The 2079-nt window shown below is 44.3% G+C and carries 2 protein-coding genes; both read right to left on the bottom strand.

Features of this window, described 5'->3' with window-relative positions; translation table 11 throughout:
- Nucleotides 1–614: 614 nt before the first annotated feature.
- Nucleotides 615–1046, bottom strand: coding sequence for a hypothetical protein (locus LVS58_RS24870; protein ID WP_233693234.1), 432 nt, complete (start codon nucleotides 1044–1046; stop codon nucleotides 615–617).
- Nucleotides 1047–2079 (bottom strand): RHS repeat domain-containing protein (locus tag LVS58_RS24875; RefSeq protein WP_233693235.1); only part of this gene is annotated, 1033 nt, incomplete at its 5' end.

Genomic DNA, 2079 nt, shown 5'->3' on the forward strand with positions numbered 1-2079 from the left:
CTGGAAGACTAACTCGCGGCATATTTGCTAGTTTCTTCGACTGCCTTGGATTTGAGTGTAGAAATCTAAAAAGCTTGGTACTACTAATATTGCATTGTTGGGGCCTACATCATCTTCCATCGCGGTGTATTTCATACTGCCGGTTATAGTGTCAAGCCAGAAGTTATTGTCCCCGCAACTTCAGGTGAACGGGATGTTGTTTTGGAAGAATTCAGGATTTCCTGGGTAGCTGATTTTTTTGTTGTTAATGACCTCGATTATCGACAGGAGTCTTGGATGTTCGAGTATGCCTGGTATCTCAATGTAATGGAAAGACTCTATTTCCAAAAGATTGAGGTCTTTAGTTGATATTTTGTAAAATAAATCTCTGTATATGAATGCTCCTCCATCAAAGTATCCTCCGTTGTATCTTGAGTAGAAGTCGACAAAATGCTCCCTGCAGTCCTGGGTAAGAATCATTGAGTGTAAGTTTGTTAAGGGCAAATATTTTTTGCTGTGTCATATTGTGCGCTTTTCGGTCTTGTGTAGGTGGCGATTCTTTTTGTGTCTTGGTTCTTGGTGGAACTCGGCGCGTGGATCCGCGTGACCTCGTAAAGCGCTTTCTCCATCGCCGATCACGAGGGCTTGGTTTCAGAGAATATTTTTTCAATTTCTTTTGCGTATTGTTGGGGTGCTGGTATTCGAATTTTTTTTATATACTCTGATAATTCATTTTTTTTACTTGATAATATGCAGTACTCAATAATATGGCTGATAGGGAAGTTTGTCTTTGGTGCTAGATTTATTATGTTGTCCCTGCCGTCATTGGGTTCTGTATAGGTTTCTTGTTTTTTTATGATATAAGAAAGTAAATGTTGTTGGTGGTTTAATATAGTGTGATGTAAGTCATCGCAAGAAAGCGACGAATGTTGAATCCATTTCTCCATAAGTGCGATAATGGTTTCGTGAATTTTTGATTGTCTATCTATTTTTTCGGGAATGTATTTGTCTAAGTTGTCAAGGAGGTTTATGTAGATGTCTGATTGCATGAGTTCGGAAAGTGTCATTTAAAATCCTCTATAATTATTTATGTCTTGTAATACTTCAATTAGCTCGCTTCCTACGTGCCTGTAGCGATCTTTGATTGCATGCTCCCAAGGTGTTACTTTTTCAAGATTGTATGGGATGTCGATGTGTTTTCCATCACGTTGAGGCCAATGGCGGTGGTTTAATTCGATTGAGACGTTTCTTATTCTTTCAGTGCCGGTTTTTAAATGAAGCTCTCTGACTCGAATTCTTGGAGCAAGGCCTAGACGCATTCTAAACATATTTATTGATGAATACATGCCCTTTGGTGCTGCTTTAGCCTCTGCTTTCCAATAATCACGTCTTGCTGATGGCCAGCATTTGAGTCCTAATGGATCTATCCAGTTGAATGGGTTGGGCGCATAGTGAAAAAAGTTTGACCCCCCCGTCAGACCTACAGGGTCAGCTTGAATGAAACAGCCTACGTTAGGATCATAATATCTAAATGTGTTGTAGTGGAGTTGCGTATCTCGGTCAAGATACTGCCCTTGATATCGCAGGTTCTGTTCTCTCGCCTGGCGTGGACTGTGCCACTCATCCCGCGTCTTCCCCCAGCCCTCATAATCACCACGCCAAATCGCATCGCCATTCGCGTCAGTCAGTTGCTCGGGAAGCCCGGCCAGGTTGGTATGAAAATACTGAACCACCTCCCTGCCCATCGACCCATCGATCCGTGCCAGCGGCTCATAGCTATCCGGAGTGGCATACACATACAAGCTAGCCAAACCACTCTGCACTTCTTGCAGCAAGCGCAACCCTTGCCAGTGAAACAACACCCGCCGACGCGGTTCTGGATAGTCCCTCTGATAAACCTCCTTGCTAATCCGCCTCCCCAAAGGGTCATAGGCAAACACCACCCGCTCAAGCTCGCCACTGCGGTACTGCTCGACACAAACCAGCCGCTGTTCGGCGTCATACTCGAAATACTGCACCCAGTTGCTGCCGATCCGCTTCTCGCACAGCCGCCCAAAGCGGTCGTAGCGGTAGCGTTTGTCCTGATACACCAGCACTCGA

The organism is Pseudomonas sp. JR33AA (assembly GCF_021378985.1).
GTDB lineage: Bacteria > Pseudomonadota > Gammaproteobacteria > Pseudomonadales > Pseudomonadaceae > Aquipseudomonas > Aquipseudomonas alloputida.